The following is a 22,079-nucleotide window of genomic DNA, read 5'->3' as shown; positions in this document are numbered from 1 at the left end:
CCACCTTTGGCAAACGTACAGTAATGCTCAGCGTGATTTGCCCCTATACACAGGCCATGCGTCTAACCCTGCGTGGTCAGACAAACGCCAGCGGCAATGTGGTTTACGGGGAGCGCGGCAGCTTGGTTATCCGCTTATCCAATGCGCAAGTGGATGGCAAAAGCGTACAGATAGCCGGCAGTACTGCTGACGGAATTATCAATGATGCCGCTTCGGACTCGCGATTGCTTCAACCCGGCCGGACCTTTGCTCCGGTCGTTAGCGGCGAGCTTACGAGAGGAAAAACTCTTACCGCCCAACTGGAAATCGAACCCGTGATACCGACAGCAGATGCGCGGGTATCCAGGCGCCAGATCAGTGAAGCCAGATTGACGATGGAACTGATGCCTGGCGGTCCAGCGAGACACTAAGGAATTAGTCAGAGGAGGCTAAATACCAGATGCTCGAGCGCGAGCAAACCTACGAACGGGCGCAACGGCGTGACGTCGTCTTGCTCGGTGGCGAGAGCGCTACGAAGAACGCGACTGTTTGAGGGGGGGGGGGATTACGAGCTGAGAGTTCGATGCTGGCGTTCACGCTGATCCAGGTGAGCGCCTTTTTTACTGATTGAATTCGGCTGAAGGATCAGCCTCAGTTGAAAACGTTATTTTCTAGGCAATACGTCAGCAAATCCTGGTCGCTGGAAACATCCAGCTTGCGCATGGCCGCATTCTTTTGCGTACTGACGGTTTTTAAGCTGCGGGAAAGGTTGCGGGCAATCGTGGTTACGCTCTGTCCGGCGACGAACATTCGCAAGATTTCGAACTCCTTGGGTGAAAGCCGGGACAGCCTCTCATCCAGCGCGACGTTCGGCTCCCTCACGCACGTCGGTGCCGGCTTGGCGCTGTTAAACGGGCGACCTTGCGCCACAGCCATCAGCGCCAATTGGATCTCGCCATGTAGCTGGCTTTTCTGGATGACCCCGACGACGCCCAATTCATGCAGGCGGGTGAGGATCAGCGAACTGGAAATCATGGTCAATACCAGAACTTTCACATCGGCAAAGTGCCGGCGCAGGTATTCCACCAGTTTCAGGCCATCGCCGTAAGGCGAATCGGCGGGCATCTTGAAGTCGGTGATCACCAGATCGACCGATTGATGTTTGAGCAGCTCGATCAGCTCGTTCGAGCCCGCCGCTTCACCCACGACGCGAAAGCGCTCATCGCGCTCTATCAGCTCACGTACACCCAGTAATACGATGGGGTGATCATCGGCGATCACGACGTTGAGTTTTGCCATGTTCGGCGCTCCTTGATTTGTTGTTGAATGCATACGGATTACGCCAGCGCGTCGAGCATTGCTGCCAGTCGTTCCAGCAAAGCGCTGACCTCGGTAGCCAAGGCCGGAGTGAGAGGGTGACCCTCCAGGCGGCTCTCAAGGCTGATGCATGCGTCTGCCAGACTGCCGGCCTGCACGGCGCCCAAAGCTCCGGCCATGCTGTGCAGATGACGGCCAAGCGCAGCCGCATCGCTGTCCCGAAGTGAGGCCGTGACCTTGTCGATGTCCTGCTGCATGGTGCTGAAAAACAAGGTCCGCATTTTTGGCGACAACTGCGGCTGATCGGGGATTTGCGCGATATGCGCGGGCTGGTCCGGCTCAACCAGGGGCAACGGGTTGGCTGCTTTGCAGTGCTTGAGCAATTGCGTACGCAGCGTGTGCAGGTTCAATGGCTTGACCAGCCAGGCGTTCATGCCGACCGCCGCACAGCGTTCGCCTTCATCGCGCAGAGCATTGGCGGTGACGCCGATGATCGGCAGATCCGCATCGTTTCTGCGCAGTGCTTTGGTCAGTTCATAGCCATTCATCACGGGCATGTTGACGTCGGTCAACACCATGTCGAACAAGCCAGGCAGCCATTGGTGCAGGGCTTGTTCGCCATCGGCGGTGGCGACCACCGTGCAACCGAGCGCCTCAAGCTGCTCTTTGATGATCGCCCGATTGATCGGGTTGTCTTCGGCAATCAGAATGTTCAGATCCAGCCGTCGGGCCTGCTCGGTAAGCGCAGTGTGGTTACGCTGTCCCACGCCTTGTTGCGCGAAGCTGACCGCCCAGGCCATCGCCCGGATGTCATGCGCATCCACCGACCAGCCTTCGGCGGTGTATTCCGCCGGGTTGGCCCCAGCGGTCGTGGCGATGACACGCGGGCCGCCCCAAGCGGTTTGCGAGGACGGCAGCACATCCAGCAGCAGCGCTGAAGAGCCAGGCAGGTTTTTCGCGTCCGGGCCGAGGATGCGGGTTTCCTGACCCAGTCGGTTGAACCAGTTGCACACATGCTGCGCCAGTTCCGGTGCCGGTGCCTGTACGTAAATCGGCGGCGCGTCAGGCGCGAATTCGGGGCAATCGCTCAACTGACCGACTGCGCAAGCGAGGTGCAATTGCAGTGAGAAGCTGCTGCCCAGTCCGGGTTCACTGACCACTTTCAACTGCCCGGCCATCAGCTCGCACAACCACCAGCAAATCGCCAGACCGAGGCCCGCCCCGGCTTCGCTGGAGGCATCGCGCACCTGATAGAACGGGTCGAACAATTGGCTTTGCTGGGCCTGGGAAATACCGATTCCGGAGTCGCTGACCTGCCATTGCAGATTGGCACCGCCGGCGTTGAGATCCAGCAGCCGCAGTCGCAATACCACGCGGCCATTGTCGGTGAACTTGATCGCGTTGCTCAGCAGATTATTGAGAATCTGCCGGATGCGCAGCGGATCGCCTTGCACCCGGTCAGGGATCGCCGAATCAATGCAGGCATAAAGCTGCAAACCTTTGGCCTCGGCGAACGCACTGTAGGCGCACAAAGTGTCTTCGGTCAGTTCCAGCGGGCAGAAGTCCTGAGCTTCAATGGTCATCTGCCCGGATTCGATTTTCGACACGTCGAGCACGTCGCTGATCAGCTGAAACAGGGTCGCCGAAGAGCGCTGAATGGTGCGCAAGTATTCCTGTTGACGCGGCCCGAGATCGGTCAGCCCCAACAGTTCGAGCGTGCCCAAAACGCCGTACAACGGCGTTCGGATTTCATGACTCATGGTCGCCAGAAAGCGCGTTTTCGCCTCGTTGGCCGAATCGGCCGCACGCAATGCCTGCTCCAATGCCGCGGCATCATCGATATGCCGGGTCACGTCGTGGAATGCGCAGATCCACACATCCTCGCCATGATAACGGGCGCCAACCACCCCTACGTGCAGATGATGACCCTCGATTTCGAGGTCGGTCTGGCCGGGGCTGGTCAGTGGGTATTTCTGGTCGAGGGCGGCGATCAACCGGTCGCTTTGCTGCCACTCCTGAATACGCTGGTTTTCCAGTAATACCTGATGGTCACTGCGCCGTACCACACACAGCCCGGTGGGCGCAGCATCGATGACCGCGCGGCTGAATGCCTCGCTTTCGGAGATGCTCTGATGCGCTTGATGGGCGGGCAGTACCACGCGGGTTTTGTACCAGCGGCTGAAGGCCCAGCCGCCACCGATGCTGGCAATTATTAATGTCAAGACGCCGAGCAACGGCCACCACGCGTAATCGATAAAGCTCTTGAAACCGACCACGTAAACCGCCGTCCACGGGTGCGGCCCCTCGCTGGAAATCTTGAACACCAGACCGTCGAGGCGCACGTTCAGCCCTTCGCTCAGCGCCGGGTCGGGCGGCTCGGTCCCGACCAACAGGCTGCCGTTGGGCGCGGTGAGACCGAAGCGGTCGTAGATCGACCATTCCATGATGCGCTCGATATCGTTGATCTGGCTCAGATTCAACAGCGATGCCACGACCACCCACGGGCTGGCGCCTTCAATATCCAATTGGCTCGCCGGCAGGTCGACGTTGATGTAGGCCAGCACTGTTGGAGCAACGCCTTTATCCGCTTGCGCACCATAACGAACCCAGTGAACCTGACTGTCCAACGGCTGTGGATTTTTCTTCTGCAGGCACTGCAACACCTGGGTTAGTACCTGCTGAAAGGTACCCCCCTGAATCTGCCCGGCGCCGCGCAGTTCCCCGGCGGCGGGCACCGCGATGTCAAAGTTGTCCGGGACGTTGAATAGAAATACCTGGGGCGACTGGTAGTGCGAGGCCGACCAGAATGCGCTGTAGTAACTGGCCAGATGCGCGCCCAGCGCGAATACCTTGGGGCGCTCACTCGGTTCAATCGATGTCGGGTTGATCTTGACGCTAAAGGGCAGGGAAAAAGACAGTTCTTTAGCCCGGTAAATCCCGCTGTCTTGCTCCGGCATCGGCTCCTGCACAGACATGTGCATCCGCTGGGTATTCAGCGTGAGTCCCTTGGCGCTTTGTTGGGCGATAGCGCTGAGGAAAAGATCTTGTTCGCCCATGTTCTCCATCAGCCGGGCGAAGTGATAACGCACCGCATCGCGTTGTTCGGCGACCATGCGATTCAGGCCCCAGACGCTGAGACCGACCAACATCGATGCCAGACCGCAGAGCACCACGACACCTTTATTCATGCGCAGTGAGCTACTGGTCAGTTTGTGCAGACGCGCATTGGGATGAGTCATTGGGCCAGCCTGTTGGAGATGCTTGGATAAGCCTTGGACACCGCTACCTCGGATGCAAACAGAGTCTGTGCGTCAGGGATCAATCCACGACAGCCGGGCCGTCCTGGGTTAGCAGTTGTTGAAATTCGGATGACGACACCGCATGTGAAATGAGAAACCCCTGAACCTGAGTGCAGTTGATTCTACGCAGTAGAGCCAATTCCTGTGCTGTTTCCACGCCTTCGGCCACCACCGTGAGGCCCAATTGGCGGCCAAGCGCGACGATGCTGGTCAGGGCCTGGGCCAACTCTTCGTTTTCACTGCAACCGTGCACCAGCGCCCGGTCAATCTTCAACTCGGTGAACGGCGTCGACACCAGATTCATGTACGAACTGTAACCCTGACCGAAGTCATCCTGCGACAGCCCGAACCCCTTCATGCGCAACCGGCACGCACCGGCGTAGAAGTTGCTGATGTCCTCGGGCATCGAACACTCCATCAACTCAAAACAGATCATCGCCGGGGCGCCATGGTGCTTAAGGACAAACTGCAGAATCCGGTCGGCCAGATCGGGACTGTTAAGCAAGTGGGTGGGCAGGTTGATCGACACCGGGATGGCGTAGTCTTGAGCGCCCCACAATTTCTGCGCCTTCATCGCTTGTTCGAGAATATGCCACAGCAGGCTTTCCTCCAGGGCAAACGCCTTGAACGCCGGCAGAAACATACCCGGCAACAGCACGCCATGCTCGGGATGAATCCAGCGCACCAGCGCCTCTGCGGCGACGATACGGCCGTTGGCCAGCGATTTTTTCGGCTGGAACCAGGCTTGCAGTTCACCGTTGTCCAGCGCTGCGAGTATCGCCAAGTGATCAATCTGCGGGCCGGGCAGGGGCAGGATGGCTTGACGCCGACTGCCCAACTGATCAGTCAGATTGCGCAAAGCGCTGCTCTTGACCGGTTTGGAAATCAGACCGATGACGCTGACGCCGAGATTGCGCGCGGCGAGGCTGGCGCTGGTCAGCATGCGTCGGGAGGCGACGCTCATGATCGCCAGCGCGGGTCGCGAACCGGACGCCGCCAGCCCCTGAATGAACTGGACGCCGTCCATTCCCGGCATCAGCAAATCAGTCAGCACCAGATCGAAGTCGCGCCTTTTCAGGTAGTCCAGCGCTGCGCTGCCTTCTTGAGCGAACTCCAGCTCAAAGTCTCCGAGCTCGCTGAACAGATTCTGCAGATACAGTTGCTGGAACGGATGGTCTTCAACGATCAGGATACTAAGTGGTTTCATGAGGTGTTCTTTCGTAAGGCGCCAGTTGGTTGTGCAAGGCCTGCAGCGTGAAAGGTTTGACCAGGCAATGGTTCATGCCAGCAGCCAGGCACAGGGCTTCTTCGCTGCGCATGGCGTTGGCGGTTGCGCCGATGATTGGCACCTTGCACCCCAGACGGCGCAGCTCTCGCGCCAGTTCATAGCCATTTTTGCGCGGCATGTTGACGTCGCTCAGAATCACGTCGAAACGGCCTCTGCGCCACATCGCCAGTGCCTCCTCGCCATTGCTCGCCAGTTCGGCCGTACACCCCAGTTCCTGCAATTGGTCATGCAGGATCAACTGGTTGATGACGTTGTCTTCAGCCACGAGGATGTGTAGATGCAACTTTTTCAGTTGCCGTTGCGGGTTGTCATTTTCCGGTTTGATCACGGAAAGCCCTTGGGCCCGGCTGACGGCCTGATGAATGGCCTCCAGGTAGTTGATGTTGACCACCCAGCCTCCGGAACCTGCCTGGGGTTCGTTGTAGCCGTCGCCGGTGGCCATCACCAACGGCCCGGTCCATTGCGGATCGAGGCGTTCTTCGAAGCAACCGGGATGCAACTCAAGCAGCACGCTGTCTGGCGTGGCGGCACAGCGTGAAGCGCGATCAAGCTGCGGGCGGGCGCCCCACCGGCGCAACCAGCCGCTCATGGCTTCCGTCAGTTCGCGAATCGGTGAAACCACAAACACCACTTTTGGTAGCAACGGCGTGAAACTGCTGGGTAGTGCGGGGGTTGAAGGCTGTTCCAGAGACAGATTCAGCGAGAAACTGCTGCCCAGGCCGGGTTCGCTGACCACGCGAATACTGCCGTTCATCAAGTGTGTCAGGCGTTGGCAGATGGGCAGGCCGAGGCCGGTGCCGGCGATCACATTAGTGTGGCCGCGAGTCTGGTAGAAGGGTTCGAAAATACGCGCCTGGTCTTCCTGAGTGATGCCCTTACCGGTGTCCGAGACTTGCCAGAACAGGTTGGCGCGCTCGCCGTCGCGGCCAATCAGACTCACGCGCAGGACGATGCGCCCGGCGTCGGTGAATTTGACGGCGTTGCTCAGCAGGTTGTAGAGAATCTGGCGGATACGCGACACGTCGCCGATGACCCGCTCCGGCAACTTCGGATCGATCACTGCGTACAGGTCGAGGCCCTTGCCATGAGCGGCGGCGGCGTAGCCCTGAAGCACCTCGTGAACCAGCTCAAACACACTGAACTCCGTAAGCTCGAGCGCCAGTTGCCCGGCCTCGATCTTCGACACATCGAGCACATCACAGATCAATTGCAATAACGTCGCGGACGACCCTTCGATGGTGCGCAAGTAGTCGGTTTGTTGCGCGTCCAGTTCGGTCCGCGCCAGCAACTCCAGAGTGCCCAGCACGCCATACAAAGGTGTGCGGATTTCATGGCTCATGGTCGCCAGAAACAGGGTTTTCGCGTCGTTCGCGGCATCGGCCAGTTGCCGCGCCTGATCCAGCGCATCCTCAATCTGGGTGCGCGTGCTGATGTCGCTGAAGGCGCACAGCAAGACGTCTTCGCCCTTGTAACGGGTGGGCGCGCAACTCAGGTACAGGTGACGGCCGTCGGCAGCTTCGAAATAGTCGGTGACTTGCGGGTTCATCTCGTCGAACGCCTGGTAGATCCAACGCGGACTGAGGCGCTCACGCTCACCGCTCTGGCCCAGCCATTGCTGCGCCAAGGTGTTTTCCAACACCACCTGGCCGTTGGCGCGACGCAGAACACACAGCGCAACCGGTGCGGTCTGGATCACATCGCTGCTGAACAGCTCGCTTTCGACCAGCGCCTGGATACGACTGATGGTCGGCGTGATAAAGCGGTATTCGAGGCGGCGAATCACAATCCATACCAGACTGATACTGAACAGGCAGAACAGCAGGGCGCCGCCAAGTCGTGGCCAGAGTGTGATGAGCACCTTGCGCAGATCGATGGAGTAGACCAACTGCCAGTCGGATGACTTCAGTTGTTTGCGCATCACCAGATTATCGGGCAGCCAGTTTTTGCCGACAAAACCAAAAAAATTCTGCATCTGCATTTGCATCAGATTTTTGCAGATCTGGGCAGGTTGGCTGTTGCTGAACACCAGCATGCCGTCGGGATTGAACATCGTGAATTGCCCGGCGCTTTGATCATCCAGCGCGTTGGACACCTCGCGACCGTCCATCTCAAGCCCCAGCCAGCCGGAATCGAGATCCCGCGCATCCAGCCGAATGAAAATGTAGAGCTGCGAATGGCCGGACGATTGATTGGTCAGCCACAACTGGTCCATCGCGTTGGTATTGTCACTTTTCAACGCCTGCAAGCGATTGAGCATCGCCTGGGGGAAATCTCCAACCACCGGTGTGGCGGTATAAAGCCTTTTCACTTGAAGGTCGTTTCCACTGCTGACGTACAGCAAGTTGACCTGCTTGCTGGTCAGGTACTGCCGGATCCGCTCGGTCAGCCAGATGCTCCATTGCTTGCCGCGTGTGGTACCCAGCAGCAAATGGATTTCTTCTGGCGAGACTTGCGGTTTTACCCCGTCGGGCTTGCGAATCGCCGACAGGCTTAGACTTTCGAGCAGCGCTTCGCGGGTGGTGAAAAACGTGTGGGCTTCAGCAATCGCACTGCTCATGTGGCTGCGTCTGCGCGACACTTCGGCGTTGAACGTCAGCAGCAGGAAACTGTAGACGCCACTGAGTATGCCAACGAGCAAAACTACGCCAAAAATACGCAACAGACGTCGTGCGGCGTTCGGTGTGGAGAGGAGGGGATTGATCTGGTGAAGGTAGTTCTTCAGTTTCATCTGGCTACCCTAGCGAGGGTGGGCCTGCGTGCGAATCAGACGATTCTTAAAGTGGCGATCGAGTGTTATACATGCCTCAATAGCTAAGTTGATACTGGGATTGGCTGTTCCAAATTCGATCTCAAGTTCTTTTCAATAGAGCCGAGAATCTGCTTTTTACCGAGGAGACCTGTCTGTGATTCGAGAAGCTACTCGTATTACATCAAGCGCCGACTTTAAGCTGTTGCCGCAATACTCAGTTTGGTTCCTGAGATGTTCTGGCACATTTCGGCCAAGCAACAGATGGCCGCGCTGATGCGTCTACCCGATCGTTGCCTTGCTTTCGTCCACATCCCTAAAAGCTCTGTGTTTGCCAGATTTAATCGCCTTAATCATCTCAACGAGACCTGCGCCTGTTGGAAGGTGGTGCTTAGCTGGATAATTGACCGTTACAGGTGAAGGGGGGGGGCGTCTTTTCCGGGACATTCGGATTAGGTGCTTTTATACGGAATGACCGCCCGGTTTTGCCCAGGGGGTCAGTATTGCCGGAAGGTACGCCGAGCGCAGGCGTCATGACCATTCCGTAGTGAAACGACGCTGTGCAGGTAAAGAAAAGTTCTTCATGTTGAAGGCTCTCCTCGTAAATGACTGTGTTTATGGGGCATCTTGGGGGGATTGCCAAGCTGTCAGCGGTCAAACTGGTCCCGCAATTCAGGGGAGTAGAAGTATTATTAGAACCGTTGGTATTGAGGAACTTGCAATTGGCAGCCATTGCACCGGGGCCGTAGGCAAACGCCATTACGCAAGCGATGTTCAGAACAGTGCGCAATCGATTCTGTTTGTTTGAAATATCCATGTTGCTAGCAATGCGTAGTGATAAAGAAACTAACACCTTAGCGTCCGTGAAAGTCTGTGAACATCAGGCGTTTCTTAGTTTGTCAGCGGCAGCCTGCTGGCGGATGCGCCGGTCAGTACCGCATGCATTGGCAATCGATGCGCCCTGAGACGCCGTTGGCAGCTTCAAGAAATAAACATCAGACATTTCCTAAAATCCTCAAGATCCCAGCCAGACTTGTCGATGCAGTCCTTACAACCCTAAGGAGCATCAACATGAACGGTAAGCGTTTGTCGGTCGGTATCAGCCTGTTCTTCGCGCTGAGCGGTGCATGCCTGGCGGCCACCCCGGTGGCTCAGGGTGTCATCCAGTTCCACGGCAGTATTGTCGAGTCAGGTTGTAGCTCCCGCGTGGGGGCGAGTTCGACGTTTGAGTTCAACGGTTGTCCGACCAGGGTGGATGGCAGCTCGGTCAGTGTGCGCAGCGTCGAGCCGGTTCGCTCGGTCAGTGCGCTCGATCATTCCCGCGTGGGCGTGAAGCTGGTCACAGAGGGGAGCAAGGATGGCCGTTACTACGATCAGCTATACGCCTTGGTCGACGCGGCCGGTAAACCGGTGAACTCGGGCGCTTACCTGATTACGCTGACGTCGCCTTGAGGTGAGGTGCACGTCGGTCCAGGCGGCGCATTGTGTGTCGATGCGCCGCTGCCTACTGATTACTGCTCCGCCAGTGCAGGCACCTTCACCGCCGCAGGTTTCAACACCAGCCACAACGCCCCTGCAATCAACAGCCCGCCATACAGATGCGCCATCGACAGCGGTTCATCGAGAAACAATGCGCCCCACAACACGCCGAACGGCGGGATCATGAAGGTCACGGTCATTGATTTGACCGGGCCGATGGAACTGAGCAGGCGGAAATACAGGATGTAGGCAAATGCCGTGCAGCCCAGGCCCAAGCCCAGCAGCGACAACCAGACGTTCCAGCCACCCCAGCTAACGGGCGGCTGAGTGATGACGCTGTAGCCGAACAACGGCAGCACGAACAGCGTTGCCCCGAGCATGCTGCCCAATGCCGCGAGACGGCTGTCGAGGCCGCCTTGATGATCGAGCCAGCGTCGTGCCAGGAACCCGGCGAAGCCGTAGCAGGTGGTTGCCAGCAGGCAGGCGAGGGCGCCCATCAGCAATTGCATGTCGAAGGCCACGGGACCTGCGCGGGTCAGGATGGCGACGCCAAACAAGCCGAGGGCAACGCCGGCAATTTTTGACAGGGTGAGTCTTTCGCTGAAGAACAGGCCGCCGATCAGCACGCCCATCAGCGGCGTGGTCGCGTTGAAAATCGCCGAGTAGCCGGCCGGCAGCACTTGAGCGGCCACCGAGTACAGGGTCGCTGGAAGACCGGAGTTGATCATCCCCAGCAGCAGCACGGTTTTGAACTTGCCACGGAAATCCCAACTGATCCGCATCATCGCCAGAATCACCAGCAACCCGGTGGCGGCGATCGAAACGCGGAAAAAAGCAGTGGGGATTGTGCCAATCACTGGGGCGATGATGCGCATGAACAGAAAGCTCGCCCCCCAAATGGCAGCAAGTGACAACATACGCAGAATATCGACGGGGTTCACAGCTCGTTCCTTCCTTTATCGGGGCGCAAGTGTCGCTGCCGCAGGGTGCCAAGGCAATGGTTGCGTTGCGTAACAATTGACCTCTAAGCTCAGCCCCAACGACAAGAACCATCCCGCAGAGGTCCTCACATGCCGCAGCCATGGCCCGCCGCCGATATCGCCCAGATGATCCTCGACGGCTTCGACGATTACCGCGAGCATTTCCGCCAGATCACTGACGGTGCCCGGGCGCGCTTCGAACAGGCGCAGTGGCAGGAAACGCAGATCGCGTCAGCGGCGCGGATCAACCTCTACGAAGCCAAGGTCAGCGAAGTGGTGGGGCGCCTGCATGCCGCCTTCGAGGCGGAGGTGCTAATGGATGTCGGCTGCTGGCCGCTGGTTAAAAGCGCCTACATCAACCTGATCGACCTGCGTTTCGACGATGAATTGTCCGAGACCTGGTACAACTCGATTTTCTGCGGGCTGTTCAGTCATGACCTGATCAGCGATGGCTGCATGTTCATCCACACCACCCGGCCCAGCTTGCACCGGGCCCGGGCCGCGCAGACCCGGATCTATAAGCCGCATGGTCAACTGTCCGGCATGCTCGCGAGCATTTTTGCCGATTACCGCTTCAGCGAAGACTACGCTGACCTCGACCGCGACCTGCGCCGACTCGAAGCGCAACTGCGCGAGAATCTGCCGGATTGGGTCTGCAAGGACCCGGATCTGAGCGTCGAGTTGTTTTCCTCGGTGCTCTACCGCAACAAGGGCGCCTACCTGGTAGGGCGCATCTATACCGCGGACGAGCAATGGCCACTGGTGATTCCGTTTCTGCACCGCGAAGGCCGGGGGATTCAGATCGACGCGTTGATCACCGATGAAGCCGAAGTGTCGATCATCTTTTCGTTCACCCGCTCGTACTTCATGGTCGATGTGCCGGTGCCGGCGGAGTTCATCGGTTTTCTCAAACGCATCCTGCCGGGCAAGCACATCGCCGAGCTGTACACCTCGATCGGTTTCTACAAACACGGCAAGTCGGAGTTCTACCGGGCATTGATCAATCACCTGGCCAACACCGACGACCAGTTCATCATGGCCCCAGGCGTGCGCGGCATGGTCATGAGCGTGTTTACCCTGCCGGGGTTCAACACCGTGTTCAAAATCATCAAGGACCGTTTCTCACCGTCGAAAAACGTCGACCGCGCGACGGTGATCGAGAAATACCGTTTGGTGAAAAGCGTCGACCGGGTCGGGCGCATGGCCGATACCCAGGAGTTTGCCGACTTCCGTTTTCCGCTGAGCAAGTTTGATCCGGCGTGCCTGGCCGAACTGCTGGAAGTCGCCGCGTCGACAGTCCAGGTGGAAGGCGACACCGTGTTGATCCGCCATTGCTGGACCGAGCGGCGCATGACTCCGTTGAACCTCTACCTGGAAAACGCCAACGACGCGCAGGTGCGCGAAGCGCTGGAAGACTACGGCCTGGCGATCAAGCAACTGGCGGCGGCGAACATTTTTCCCGGCGACATGCTGCTGAAAAACTTTGGCGTCACCCGACACGGGCGCGTGGTGTTTTATGACTACGACGAGATCTGTTTTCTCACCGAAGCCAACTTCCGCCACATCCCGCAACCGCGCACACCGGAAGATGAAATGGCCTCCGAGCCGTGGTATTCGATCGGGCCGCTGGACGTGTTCCCCGAAGAATTCCCACCGTTCCTGTTCGCCGACTCCGCGCAGCGCCGGTTGTTCGATCAACTGCATGGCGAGTTGTACAACGCCGATTACTGGAAAGGCCTGCAAGCAGCGATTCGCGCTGGCAAGGTGATCGATGTGTTCCCGTATCGGCGCAAAGGCCTCGATAACGAGTAGCCCTCCTGAGTGAACACCTTGTGGCGAGGGAGCTTGCTCCCGCTGGACTGCGCAGCAGTCCCTTTTGGGGCCGCTTCGCAACCCAGCGGGAGCAAGCTCCCTCGCCACAAAAGCAGGTTGGATTCGTCGCTATGGACTCAAATCTGCGACAATCGCCCCCCTGCGCCACTAGACGACTTTTGCGTACCTGATGACTGACGAATCGCCTTCAATCGACAAACTGCTGAAAAACCTCGACCACGCCATGCTTGCCGACCGCCACCGGCTGCGGCGGCAGTTGCTCGAGCTGCGCAAGAAACCCGACGAGGCCAAGCTGGCCCTGTGGGTGACGCGCATGCAAGCGTCCTGCGACCAGGTGCTGGCGCGACGTGCCAGCCTGCCGCTGATTCGTTACGACGACAGCCTGCCGATCGCCGCCAAGCGCGACGAAATCAAGGAAGCGCTGCTCAAGCATCAGGTGCTGATCATCGCCGGCGAAACCGGCTCGGGTAAAACCACCCAGTTGCCGAAGATCTGCCTGGAAATCGGTCGCGGCCAGCACGGTCTGATCGGCCACACCCAGCCGCGTCGAATTGCTGCGCGCAGCGTCGCGAGCCGGGTGGCCGAAGAGCTGGCAACACCGCTCGGTGCCTTGGTCGGCTATCAGGTGCGGTTCGAGGATCAGAGCGATGCCAACACCCTGATCAAACTGATGACCGACGGCATCCTGCTGGCGGAAACCCAGAACGACCGCTACCTCGAACGCTACGACACGATCATCGTCGACGAAGCCCACGAACGCAGCCTGAACATCGACTTCCTGCTCGGTTACCTGAAAACCCTGCTGCCGCGCCGCCCGGACCTGAAAGTCATCATCACCTCGGCGACCATCGATCTCGAGCGCTTCTCCAAGCACTTCGACGATGCGCCGATTGTCGAAGTCTCGGGCCGCACCTTCCCGGTGGACACCTGGTATCGGCCGTTGACGCTGGAGCAGGACGAAGAGGGCAACCGGGTCGAAGACGACCTGACCGTGGATCAGGCGATCCTCGCCACCCTCGACGAAATTGCCGCATACGAACGCAGCGAACGCCGCAGTCCCGGCGACGTGCTGGTGTTCCTGCCCGGCGAGCGCGAGATTCGTGACGCCGCGGACATGCTGCGCAAGGCCCAGCTCAAGCACACCGAAATTCTGCCGCTGTACGCTCGGCTGTCGCCGGCCGAGCAGCAGCGGATTTTCCAGTCCCATCCGGGCCGTCGCGTGGTGCTGGCGACCAACGTCGCGGAAACCTCGCTGACCGTGCCGGGTATTCGTTACGTGATCGACAGCGGTACCGCGCGCATCAGCCGCTACAGCTACCGGGCCAAGGTCCAGCGCTTGCCGATCGAGGCGATTTCCCAGGCCAGCGCCAACCAGCGTAAAGGCCGTTGCGGACGGGTCGAGCCGGGCATTTGCATCCGTCTGTACAGCGAAGAAGATTTCATCGGGCGGCCGGAATTTACCGATCCGGAAATTCTCCGTACCAACCTTGCGGCGGTGATTTTGCAGATGCTCCATCTGCGCCTCGGCGAAATCACCGATTTCCCGTTTATCGAGCCGCCGGATGGCAAGGCCATCAGCGACGGTTTCAACCTGCTGCAAGAACTCTCGGCAGTCGACCGCAACAGCCAACTGACGCCGCTCGGCCGGCAACTGGCGCGGTTGCCGGTGGACCCGCGCATGGGCCGGATGTTGCTTGAAGCGGCGAAGCTCGGCAGCTTGCAGGAAGTGCTGATCGTCGCCAGTGCGATGTCGATCCAGGACCCGCGCGAGCGTCCGCCGGAGCGTCAGCAAGCCGCCGATCAGGCCCACGCACAATGGAAAGACGTGGACTCGGATTTCGCCGGGCTGGTCAACCTGTGGCGTGGTTTTGAAGAGCAGCGCCAGGCCCTGACCGCCAGCCCGCTGCGCAATTGGTGCCGCAAGAATTTCCTGAATTACCTGCGCCTGCGCGAGTGGCGCGACTCCCATCGTCAGTTGAGCCTGATCTGCCGCGACATGCAGCTGAGCCTGAACAAAGAGCCGGCGGACTACCCGAAACTGCACAAAGCGGTGTTGTCTGGTTTGCTCAGCCAGATCGGCCAGAAAACCGAAGACGGCGATTACCTCGGCGCACGTCAGCGGCGCTTCTGGATTCACCCGTCGTCGGGGCTGGGTAAGAAACGTCCGCAATGGCTGATGACTGCCGAACTGGTGGAAACCACCAAGCTCTATGCACGCATGGTGGCGAAGATCGAGCCGGACTGGATCGAGCCGCTGGCCGGGCACCTGATCAAGAAGAACCACTTCGAACCGCATTGGGAGAAGAAGCGCGGACAGGTCGTGGCCTACGAGCAAATCACCCTGTTCGGGTTGATCGTGGTCGGTCGCCGGCCCGTGCATTACGGGCCGATCGATCCTGTCACCTCGCGTGAGCTGTTTATCCGCGAAGCGCTGGTACGCGGTGAGATTCAGTCGAAAGCCAAGTGTCTGTCTGCCAATGAGCAATTGTTGGAACAGCTCGACGAACTGGAGGCCAAGGCCCGTCGTCGCGACATTCTGGCAGACGAGGAAACCCTGTTTGCCTTCTACGACGCGCGCTTGCCGGCAGAGATCCATCAGACCGCGACCTTCGACAGCTGGTATCGGATCAACAGCCAGAAAGACCCGCAATTGCTGATCATGCGCGAAGAAGACGTGCTGGCTCGCGAAGCCAGCGAAGTCACCGCCGCGCATTACCCGGACACCCTGCGCCTGGGTGATCTGACGTTGCCGTTGAGTTACCACTTCGAGCCTAACCATCCCCGCGACGGTGTGACCTTGCGCGTACCTGCACCACTGTTGCCGGCATTGCCGCCGGAACGCCTGGAATGGCTGGTGCCGGGGGTGATCGAAGCCAAGTGCATCGCCCTGGTGCGTAACTTGCCCAAGGCCCTGCGCAAGAACTTTGTGCCGGTGCCGGACTTTGTCAAAGCGGCGTTGCAGCGAGTCACTTTCGCCGAGGGCTCGTTGCCGCATGCGCTGGGTCGTGAACTGCTGCGCATGACCGGTGCGCGGGTCAGCGATGAGGCCTGGACGGAAGCGGCGCAGCAGGTTGAAAGTCATCTGCGGATGAACCTGGAAATCGTCGATGGCCAAGGCAAGTTCCTCGGCGAAGGCCGTGATCTGGCCGAGCTGACCGCACGTTTCGCCGAGGCCAGCCAGGCGGCTTTGGCGGTACCGCAGACAGCGAAAAGCCAACAGCCGGTGGAGGCCAAGGTCTTCGCCGCGGTGGCCGAGAAAACCCAACAGAAGATCGCCGGGCTGTCGATGACGGTCTACCCGGCGCTGGTGGAAGAGGCGGGCACCGTTAAGGAAGGGCGTTTTTCGACCCCGGCCGAGGCCGAGTTCCAGCATCGTCGGGCGTTGCAGCGGTTGCTCATGCAGCAACTGGCCGAGCCGGCGAAGTTCTTGCGCGGGAAGCTGCCGGGGCTCACCGAGCTGGGCCTGATGTACCGCGAGCTGGGGCGTATTGACAGTCTGGTGGAAGACATTCTGCTGGCGAGCCTCGACAGCTGCATTCTCGACGGCGAAGCGAGTTTACCGCGTGACGGCGCGGGTCTGGCCTCGCTGGCCGAGCGCAAGCGCGGTGCGTGGACCGAGCACGCCGAGCGTCTGGCGAAACTGACGCTGGAATCGCTCAAGCTCTGGCACGCTTTGCAGAAGCGCTTCAAAGGCAAGATCGACCTGGCACAAGCGGTGGCCCTGAACGACATCAAGCAGCAGCTCAGTCACCTGGTGTATCCAGGCTTTGTCCGTGAAACCCCGATGCAGTGGCTCAAGGAACTGCCGCGTTACTTGAAAGCCGTCGAGCAGCGTTTCGAGAAACTTGGGGCTCAGGTGCAAAAGGATCGGGTTTGGAGCGGCGAGTTGTCCGGCCTCTGGACCCAATACCAGACCCGCGCCAACAAGCACGCGCAGGAAGGCAAGCGCGATCCGCAGCTTGAGCTCTACCGCTGGTGGCTGGAGGAATACCGGGTTTCGCTGTTCGCCCAGCAATTGGGGACCAAGGTGCCGATCTCCGACAAGCGTTTGAGCAAACAATGGACTCAAGTCGAACCGTAAACCCTGTGTACAAGCTTCAACAGGTATGCCTGCCGTTAGGTATGCCTGCCGTTGCTCTCGCAAAAGGGGCCAAACGCCAATGTTTATGGCAAACTTCGCCGTTATAAACACCGTCCCCGCATATTTGAGTCTCGCAACCCGGGCGGATCGGAAACAAGAGATGCCAGGTTGATGCCCTTCGACGGGATAAACCCTTTATGTGTTGGTACGTCGGTGCCAATACTTTCTGCCTGAACAGATTAGAGAAACGACCATGCATAATGTCGTCATCAGCGGCACCGGCCTGTACACACCGGCCAACAGCATCTCCAACGAAGAGCTGGTGCAGTCTTTCAATACTTACGTCGCTCAGTTCAATGCTGACAATGCTGACGCCATCGAACGTGGCGAAGTGCAGGCACTGACCGAATCCAGCGTCGCGTTTATCGAAAAAGCCTCGGGGATCAAAAGCCGCTTTGTCATGGACAAGGAAGGCATTCTTGATCCTAAGCGCATGGCACCTCGTTTGCCTGAGCGTTCCAATGACGAATGGTCGGTGCTTTGCCAGATGGCCATTGGCGCTGCCGAGCAGGCCCTGCAACGCGCCGGCAAGACGGCGGCGGACATCGACGGGGTGATCGTTGCCTGCTCCAACCTGCAACGCGCCTATCCGGCCATTGCCATCGAAGTCCAGGAAGCGCTGGGTATCGAAGGTTTCGGTTTTGACATGAACGTGGCCTGTTCCTCGGCAACGTTCGGCATTCAGGCTGCCGCCAACAGCGTACAGCTGGGCCAGGCCCGGGCGATCCTGATGGTCAACCCGGAAGTCTGCACCGGTCACCTGAACTTCCGCGACCGCGACAGCCACTTCATCTTCGGCGATGCGGCCACTGCGGTAATCATCGAACGTGCCGACCTGGCCACGTCCAAGTATCAGTTCGACATCGTCAGCACCAAACTGCTGACCAAGTTCTCCAACAACATTCGCAACAACTTCGGCTTCCTCAACCGCGCGGCGGAAGAGGGCATCGGTGCCCGTGACAAACTGTTCGTCCAGGAAGGTCGCAAGGTGTTCCGCGATGTCTGCCCGATGGTCGCGGAGCTGATCGCCACCCACCTGGACGAGAACAAGCTGAACATCAGCGACGTGAAACGCTTCTGGCTGCACCAGGCCAACCTCAGCATGAACCACCTGATCGTCAAGAAGCTGCTCGGCCGCGAAGCCACCGAAGAAGAAGCCCCGGTGATTCTCGACACGTATGCCAACACCAGCTCTGCAGGTTCAGTGATTGCCTTTCACAAGAACCAGGACGATTTGCCAGCCGGTTCGCTGGCGGTACTCAGCTCGTTTGGTGCCGGTTATTCGATTGGCAGCGTGATTCTGCGCAAGCGCTGAGTTGTGAAGGGTAGTGACAAGCTTGAGTCATGCACCCACAGGGAATCAGCACTGATGACTGACGACACGCAACTGCTCGAACGTCTGTTGGCGGGCGAGCAGCAGGCTTTCAAGGAGTTGGTCAGCACCTACCAGAGCGCCATGCGGGCGGTGGCTTATGCCATCGTCGGTAACCGGCATGCCGACGAAGTGGTGCAAGATGCCTGGCTGTCGGTGGTGCGCAACCTGAACCGGTTCGAGGGGCGTTCCAGCCTCAAGACCTGGCTGTTGACCATCACCGCCAACGCGGCAAAAGGCCGATACAAACAAAACCGCCGGGAAGTCTTGCTCGATGACCTGCCGTCACCCCACGGCACCATCGATGATGATCGTTTCTCCGCCGCTGATGGCCACTGGCTGGTGGCGCCGTTCAGCTGGCATCAGGACACCCCGGAAGCGCTGCTCACCGAAAACGAACTGCGTGAATGCCTGGAACATACCTTGCTCAGCCTGTCGGACCTGCAAAGCAGCGTGCTGCTGTTGCGGGAGCGCCAGGGCCTGGAGCTGGAGGAGATTTGTAATCTTCTGGAGATCTCGCTCTCCAATGTTCGTGTGCTGCTGCACCGCGCACGGTTGAAGGTGTTTGCAACTGTGGAGCATTTTGAGGAGACCGGCGAATGTTGACCTGTAAGGAACAAGTAGCGCGGTCCAGCGATTATCTCGATGGCCAGTTGAGCTTTCGTGAGCGGCTGATGGTGCGCCATCATTTGATGTTTTGCCCCAATTGCCGACGGTTCATCCGACAGATGCGCCTGATGCAGGCGACCTTGCGCGCCATGCCCGAAAAACCGGTTCCCGGTGTCGACGAACTCGCCGCGCGGTTGGCCGCCGAACGGCAAAAGGGTAGCAAGTAGTTTTAAGCCACACTTCCTCATATGTCGCTCGCTTTTAGCTTAACGGTGTTTCGTGCAGGTAAAGCCACTGGGCCGAGTGCTCGTCGATGCGAATCACCACCACCGAGAGACGCGATGTTTCCTGCTGGTTCAACCGGTGAGTTTCCTTGTAACGGATAGCCACGCTTTGGCCTTCCTGCCAGACGGTCAACATGTCGCTGATAGCGATCTCCAGGCCTGAGCGCGCGCCGACGGCGCCACGGAACATCTGCTCGACCTGAGCGCGATTGACGATGGCGCCCGAGGTGGTGACCATGCTGAAGTTATCGTCGAAGGCGGGCATCAGCTCGTCGATCCTCGCGGCACCGTCACCCTGGTGATGGGTAAAAATGGCGTGGATCAGGTCGTGGATCGCGTGGATGCTGTGCTGTGCCTGTTCAACTATTTTGTTGTGCATGACGTTCCTTTCGAGTGTTGAGGTTGCTCATCTGCAACAGGGGAAACAATCCGATCAAGGCGGCAATGGCGAAGGTCAGATGGTAGGCCTGGGTCGACTCAAGGTGCTTGAGTAGCAGGTTGTAGATCATCAGAAACAACGCGGCACCGATGCTGAAAGACATCTGCCGGTTGATATTCCAGATCACGCTGCCCTTGTGGGTGGCGTCGCCTTCGAAGTCCATGAGCGAGGTGGTCTGCGCAGTGTTTGCGCCAATGCCGCCGCCGATGCCCATCAGGCAGTAAGCGATGATGATGACCGGAAGGTCCGACGGGCTGTTCACCAGGTACAGCGTGGCGATGCCGGCACTGTGCAGCAACATGCCCAGGGTGAACAGATACCTTGCGCCCAGCCGGTTGTAGACCCGGCCACAGATCAGCATGGCGATGAAGGCGCCGATGGCGTAGAGAAGCATGAACATGCCTGTCAGCTGTGCGCTGAACTCCAGGCTGTTTTGCAGGTAGAAAATGTTGAGCAGGTTGACCCCGGTGAATACCCCGGGAATGGCGTAATAAATGAAAATCGAGGTGCTGAGCTTTTTGCTCTTGAGCAGACTCAGTTCAACGATGGCGTTCTTGCAACGGCGATAATGCAGCAGGTATAGCAGGATAAAGGTCACGCCTGCCGCGAGACAGATCAGCGCCGCCATGGCCGGGTAATCGCCGCCGTACAGTGACATACCCATCAATACACAGCCCAGCGCCGCGCTCACCAGCAACAGCCCCTTGATGTCGGGCCTCGCGAGGTCGGCCGGGCGCTCTTCCCTGATCCACAGCCAGGACAAGCCGGCGGCGATCAACGAAAACGGGATGTTGCAATAGAACACCCAGCGCCAGGAACTGGTGTCGACGATGACACCGCCGATGGTCGGGGAAATGGCCGGTGCGATGAGGGCGACAGCCATCACCAGCGTGGAGATTTTCGCCCGCTGGTCTCCCTTGAACAGGTTGAAGGTCAAGGCCTGGCCCACGGGAATCAGCAAGCCGCCTCCGATGCCCTGGACGAAACGCCAACCGACCAGTTCGTGAAAGCTGCCTGCCATGCCGCACAACCCGGCGGCGATACTGAATACGAGCATTGAGGCGGTGAGAATTTCCCGGCTGCCAAATCGTCCCGCCAGCCAGGTGCTGATCGGAATGATCAACGTCAGACCGAGAATATAGGCATTGGCCACCCAGGCCACGGAGGACGTCGAGACATGCATGTCATCAGCAATACTCGGCAATGCCACTGCCGACATGAATATATTGACGCAGTCGATAAAGAAGCCGATGAGGAATATAAGAGCCACTGTGTAGCGATAAGTCATATGATCTCCCTTTTGCCGGGGATCATAGGAGCGATAGACCGAAAGTGTCGATGCACCTATACTTGAAACATTGTTTGATGGAATTTAACAATGGGTTATAACATGCACACCCATCTTAACCGCGTCCAGACATTCCTCGCGGTTGTCGACTTCGGCTCCTACACCAAGGCTGCCAACTACCTGTGCATCAGCAAAGCCATGGCCAGCCTTCATGTCAAGGCACTGGAGGACGTTCTTTCAGTAACCCTGCTGATCCGTAATACTCGAAATATTGCCCTGACAGAAGTAGGGCAGAACTTTTATGATGAGTTCAAGGGTATTGTCGCTACTATCGATAACGCTTTTGAAAATGTGTTGCAGGGGCATAATCGTATTTCCGGTAAGTTGCGCTTCAGCTCCACGAGTGAGTACGGTGAAAAGTACATTCTTCCGATCCTCTCCAGGTTTGCCGAGTGCTATCCGGAACTACACTTGAGTTACAGTTTTAACGCTTCGCTCAATGATCTTGTTGCCGAAAAACTTGATCTGGTTATTCGTCTGGGCAATCTGGCGGATTCAGCGTTCAAGAGCCGCAAACTGGCGGACTATGAAATCGTGCTGGTGGCGACCGAAACGTTTCTCAAGCGTTGGCCGGTGCTCAACCCCCAGGACCTGAATACAGTGCCCTGGATCGCCAACAGCAATTTGCAAGGTCCGACCCACTGGGTTTTGCGTCATCGGTTCCAGGGTGAGGTTGAGGTCACGGGGCCGAATCACTTCGAGTCCAACTCATCCACCGTCATTCGTGCCATGACCTTGTCGTCTCTCGGCGTTTCGGTGCTTCCCGTTTGGATGGTGGACGACGATATTGCCAACGGCAGTCTGGTCCATCTGCTGCCCGAATACACCCTGCCGTCGCAGTCGGTCAATGTGGTATTCCCCAACAGCCCACACCTGCCGCACAAGTCGCGGGCGTTCATCGATTTCCTGCTATTGCACCTGGGGCAGTGATCGCAACGTGCGGCAGGGCTATTCCGGCTCGTCGA

16 protein-coding genes are annotated in these 22,079 nt (G+C 58.6%); 8 read left to right on the top strand and 8 right to left on the bottom strand.

What is annotated here, in order from left to right; translation table 11 throughout:
* Positions 1-23: 23 nt before the first annotated feature.
* A complete protein-coding gene (locus AC1RJ3_RS03285) occupies positions 24-410 on the top strand; it encodes a DUF1120 domain-containing protein (protein WP_054596198.1) in 387 nt (128 codons plus the stop codon).
* A gap of 220 nt (positions 411-630) precedes the next feature.
* Here AC1RJ3_RS03285 and AC1RJ3_RS03280 read toward each other — a convergent pair whose 3' ends face one another.
* The 5 genes from AC1RJ3_RS03280 to AC1RJ3_RS03260 all read right to left on the bottom strand — a co-directional run bounded on the left by AC1RJ3_RS03280 (position 631) and on the right by AC1RJ3_RS03260 (position 9,632).
* Positions 631-1,278 (bottom strand): response regulator, encoded by a 648-nt coding sequence (locus tag AC1RJ3_RS03280; RefSeq protein WP_054596199.1) that lies wholly within the window; start codon positions 1,276-1,278, stop codon positions 631-633.
* A 38-nt stretch (positions 1,279-1,316) separates the two neighbouring features.
* Positions 1,317-4,535 (bottom strand): hybrid sensor histidine kinase/response regulator, encoded by a 3,219-nt coding sequence (locus AC1RJ3_RS03275; protein WP_427531335.1) that lies wholly within the window; start codon positions 4,533-4,535, stop codon positions 1,317-1,319.
* 79 nt (positions 4,536-4,614) lie between these two features.
* Positions 4,615-5,802 (bottom strand): response regulator cyclic di-GMP phosphodiesterase PvrR, encoded by a 1,188-nt coding sequence (gene pvrR / locus AC1RJ3_RS03270; protein WP_054596201.1) that lies wholly within the window; start codon positions 5,800-5,802, stop codon positions 4,615-4,617.
* Positions 5,789-8,611: an ATP-binding protein gene (locus AC1RJ3_RS03265; protein ID WP_347929263.1), complete on the bottom strand. Its 2,823-nt coding sequence runs from the start codon at positions 8,609-8,611 to the stop codon at positions 5,789-5,791. The genes pvrR and AC1RJ3_RS03265 overlap by 14 nt, the downstream gene beginning before the upstream one ends.
* A gap of 898 nt (positions 8,612-9,509) precedes the next feature.
* Positions 9,510-9,632: a hypothetical protein gene (locus tag AC1RJ3_RS03260; RefSeq protein ID WP_256585175.1), complete on the bottom strand. Its 123-nt coding sequence runs from the start codon at positions 9,630-9,632 to the stop codon at positions 9,510-9,512.
* Between the two features lie 68 nt (positions 9,633-9,700).
* Between AC1RJ3_RS03260 and AC1RJ3_RS03255 the strand changes: the two genes are divergently transcribed.
* Entirely contained in the window at positions 9,701-10,081 is a 381-nt protein-coding gene (locus AC1RJ3_RS03255; protein WP_493077466.1) for a type 1 fimbrial protein, read from the top strand.
* A gap of 59 nt (positions 10,082-10,140) precedes the next feature.
* Here AC1RJ3_RS03255 and AC1RJ3_RS03250 read toward each other — a convergent pair whose 3' ends face one another.
* Positions 10,141-11,049 (bottom strand): DMT family transporter, encoded by a 909-nt coding sequence (locus AC1RJ3_RS03250; protein ID WP_493077464.1) that lies wholly within the window; start codon positions 11,047-11,049, stop codon positions 10,141-10,143.
* Positions 11,050-11,178: 129 nt separating this feature from the next.
* Here AC1RJ3_RS03250 and aceK point away from each other — a divergent pair, with 129 nt between their 5' ends.
* The 5 genes from aceK (at position 11,179) to AC1RJ3_RS03225 (ending at position 19,270) form a co-directional block, all read left to right on the top strand.
* Complete coding sequence (aceK, locus tag AC1RJ3_RS03245; protein WP_347929266.1) at positions 11,179-12,900, top strand: bifunctional isocitrate dehydrogenase kinase/phosphatase; 1,722 nt, start codon at positions 11,179-11,181, stop codon at positions 12,898-12,900.
* Between the two features lie 190 nt (positions 12,901-13,090).
* Positions 13,091-17,002 carry an ATP-dependent RNA helicase HrpA gene (hrpA, locus tag AC1RJ3_RS03240; RefSeq protein ID WP_493077462.1) on the top strand — a complete coding sequence of 1,304 codons (3,912 nt, stop codon included), beginning with the start codon at positions 13,091-13,093 and terminating at the stop codon, positions 17,000-17,002.
* Between the two features lie 253 nt (positions 17,003-17,255).
* Positions 17,256-18,377 carry a beta-ketoacyl-ACP synthase III gene (locus AC1RJ3_RS03235; protein WP_103316255.1) on the top strand — a complete coding sequence of 374 codons (1,122 nt, stop codon included), beginning with the start codon at positions 17,256-17,258 and terminating at the stop codon, positions 18,375-18,377.
* 54 nt (positions 18,378-18,431) lie between these two features.
* Entirely contained in the window at positions 18,432-19,040 is a 609-nt protein-coding gene (locus AC1RJ3_RS03230; protein ID WP_493077460.1) for an RNA polymerase sigma factor, read from the top strand.
* A complete protein-coding gene (locus AC1RJ3_RS03225) occupies positions 19,034-19,270 on the top strand; it encodes an anti-sigma factor family protein (protein WP_493077458.1) in 237 nt (78 codons plus the stop codon). Before AC1RJ3_RS03230 ends, AC1RJ3_RS03225 begins: the two co-directional genes overlap by 7 nt.
* Before the next feature lie 34 nt (positions 19,271-19,304).
* Here AC1RJ3_RS03225 and AC1RJ3_RS03220 read toward each other — a convergent pair whose 3' ends face one another.
* On the bottom strand, positions 19,305-19,706 hold the full coding sequence (locus AC1RJ3_RS03220; protein WP_493077456.1) for a DUF4440 domain-containing protein: 402 nt from the start codon (positions 19,704-19,706) through the stop codon (positions 19,305-19,307).
* On the bottom strand, positions 19,687-21,054 hold the full coding sequence (locus AC1RJ3_RS03215; RefSeq protein WP_493077454.1) for an MFS transporter: 1,368 nt from the start codon (positions 21,052-21,054) through the stop codon (positions 19,687-19,689). The genes AC1RJ3_RS03220 and AC1RJ3_RS03215 overlap by 20 nt, the downstream gene beginning before the upstream one ends.
* Positions 21,055-21,156: 102 nt before the next feature.
* Between AC1RJ3_RS03215 and AC1RJ3_RS03210 the strand changes: the two genes are divergently transcribed.
* Entirely contained in the window at positions 21,157-22,044 is an 888-nt protein-coding gene (locus AC1RJ3_RS03210; protein WP_493077452.1) for a LysR family transcriptional regulator, read from the top strand.
* Positions 22,045-22,079 lie beyond the last annotated feature (35 nt).

It is taken from the genome of Pseudomonas sp. GW822-FHT04C11, assembly GCF_058800905.1.
The sequence above is the reverse complement of the archived record's forward strand: the minus strand, read 5'-3'. Positions and strand labels throughout refer to the sequence as shown.